2 protein-coding genes and 1 pseudogene are annotated in these 2249 nt (G+C 64.5%); all 3 read left to right on the top strand.

Annotation, left to right across the window (positions count from 1 at the left end):
- Positions 1 to 219: pseudogene (locus VMA74_RS12900) on the top strand (ATP-dependent RNA helicase RhlB); the annotation flags it as partial.
- Between the two features lie 101 nt (positions 220 to 320).
- A complete protein-coding gene (gene ftsE, locus VMA74_RS12895; protein ID WP_325367557.1) occupies positions 321 to 1010 on the top strand; it encodes a cell division ATP-binding protein FtsE in 690 nt (229 codons plus the stop codon).
- Positions 1007 to 1978, top strand: coding sequence for a permease-like cell division protein FtsX (ftsX, locus tag VMA74_RS12890; RefSeq protein WP_325367555.1), 972 nt, complete (start codon positions 1007 to 1009; stop codon positions 1976 to 1978). Before ftsE ends, ftsX begins: the two co-directional genes overlap by 4 nt.
- The last annotated feature ends 271 nt before the right edge of the window (positions 1979 to 2249 follow it).

Genomic DNA, 2249 nt, shown 5'->3' with positions numbered 1-2249 from the left:
GATGGCAGCCAGCGTCGCCGTCGTCGCGGCGGTCGCAACCGCCGCCGTCCTGGCGCGGCGCCGGCCGGCGAAGTGGCAGTGGCCGTCAATCAGTCGAACGCGCCCGCTGGCGGTCGTCCTTCGCGTCAGGTAGTGGCGCAGTCGCCTTCCGGCCAACAGGCTGCGCCGCCGAAGCTCGGCTTGTTCCGGCGCATCGCACGCCTGTTCACCGGCCGCTGAATCGTTACTAGCGCGGCTGCACGGAAGTGCGGCCGCGCAGGTCACCTGGCTGCGCATAACGCAGGTGCTTCCCTTATCCTTGCAACCATCGATTTAGGGATATGGGGAATGCGGTGATCCGCTTCGATCAAGTCAGCAAGCGTTACGCAGGGGGGCACGAAGCCCTTTCGCAGCTCACGTTCGAAGTCGCCAAAGGCGAGATGGCGTTCGTGACCGGCCACTCCGGCGCGGGTAAGAGCACGCTGCTCAAGCTGCTGGCGCTGATTGAACGGCCGTCGCACGGCTATGTCGCGCTGGATGGTCAGAATCTTTCCAAGATCGGCCGGGGCGGCATTCCCAAACTGCGCCGCAGCCTGGGCATGGTGTTCCAGGATCATCGCCTGCTGATGGACCGCTCTGTATTTGCCAACGTGGAATTGCCACTGGTCATCGGCGGCATCGCGCCGCTGGAGCGCGGTCGTCGCGTGCGTGCGGCGCTGGAGAAGGTCGGCCTGCTCGACTACGAACGGCAATTGCCTGCTTCGTTGTCCACCGGGGAGCAGCAGCGCGTAGGCATTGCGCGTGCGATCGTCGCCAAGCCGAGCGTGTTGATCGCCGACGAGCCCACCGGCAATCTCGATCCGCAATTGGCGTTCGAAGTCATGAGCCTGTTTGCCGAGTTCCAACAGGTGGGCACCACCGTGCTGATCGCGACTCACGACCTGCCCTTGATCAAGCGCATGCACAAACGCGTGGTGGTGCTGGATCATGGCCGGCTGGTGGCTGACGTCGCCGCAGAGGAGGTGTTATGAGCGCCCCGTCCGAAACACCCTCCCAGGTGGCGCCACGAAGCGAGCGGAGTCATCGTCGGCCGATTTCGAGCTGGCGCGAGCATCATGGGTGGAGTGCTGCAGTCAGCCTGCGCCGTCTTGCCGCCAAGCCGGTAGGCAGCATCCTCACCATTGCCGTGATGGGGCTGGCCCTGGCATTGCCGCTGGCGTTCTATCTGCTGCTTTCGAACGTGCAGTCGCTGGGCAATGCGCTCGGGCGCAATCAAGTGGTCAACGTGTTCCTCAAACCCGAGCAGGTCGCGGGCAATGCGCAGCTGCTGGCGAGGCAGATCGCGCAGCACGATGGCGTTTTGAGCGTAACGGTGAAATCGCCGCAACAAGGCATGGATGAATTGAGCAAGATGCAGGGTTTCTCCGACGCCTTGCGCGCACTGGACGACAACCCGCTGCCCTATGTGCTTGAGGTGCAACCGCAAGATGGCATCTCCGCCGACGCGGCCGCGCATTTAGTGGAAGATCTGCGCGCCATGCAGGGCGTGGACATGGTGCAGGACAGCGGTACCTGGCGGCAGCGGCTGGATGCATTGCTTGGCGTAGGCAATCGCGCGGTGCTGATCCTGGCGGGTTTGTTCGCATTGGCGGTACTGCTGGTGGTCGGCAACACGGTGCGCGTGGATATCACCAGCCGCGCCGAGGAGATCGGTGTGCTGAAATTGATCGGCGCGAGCCGCGCCTTTGTGCGGCGTCCGTATCTTTACGCGGGCATCTGGTACGGCTTGTTCAGCGGCGTGCTGGCGGTAGCGCTGGCGTTGGCGATCGAGTTGGCGTTGGCCGAGCCGGTCGCCCGGCTTAGTCAGGTTTACGAAGGGAAACTGCGCATCGGCGGCCTGCCGCTGTGGTTGCTGCTGTCGGTGCCGCTGGCGGCCGCCTTCCTCGGTTGGCTGGGCGCGCGCCTGGTGAGCGCCTGGCAATTGCGCAAAGCGGCCTGACGGCGCTTCGGGCGCATGCGCGGGCAGTGAAGCGGTTCGCAGCCGTTTGCGGCGTCCTGGGCCACCATAGTCGGTAGTTTCCGTGACGCCCCATGCGGCGCCTTTTTCGGACCGATAGAATAGGCGTACTTCAGGCGCAGGGGGTGCCTGCCGAATGTCTATGCACGGAAGCCACGCAAGACCGGGGTGGTGGGGTTTTTGATGAGTGCAAGCATCAGCAGCCGTGATCTCAGCGCCGCACCGCGCGTGCTGGTCGTGGACGGCTCCAAAG

Source organism: Dyella sp., from assembly GCF_035508675.1.
Lineage (GTDB): Bacteria > Pseudomonadota > Gammaproteobacteria > Xanthomonadales > Rhodanobacteraceae > Dyella_B.
Note: the sequence above shows the minus strand (reverse complement) of the source record. Positions and strands in the feature narration are given on the sequence as shown.

What these genes read in the sequence shown, in the direction of transcription:
- ftsE (WP_325367557.1), top strand. Translation starts at nt 321, where the DNA reads ATGGGGAATGCGGTGATCCGCTTCGATCAAGTCAGCAAGCGTTACGCA.
- ftsX (WP_325367555.1), top strand. Translation starts at nt 1,007, where the DNA reads ATGAGCGCCCCGTCCGAAACACCCTCCCAGGTGGCGCCACGAAGCGAG.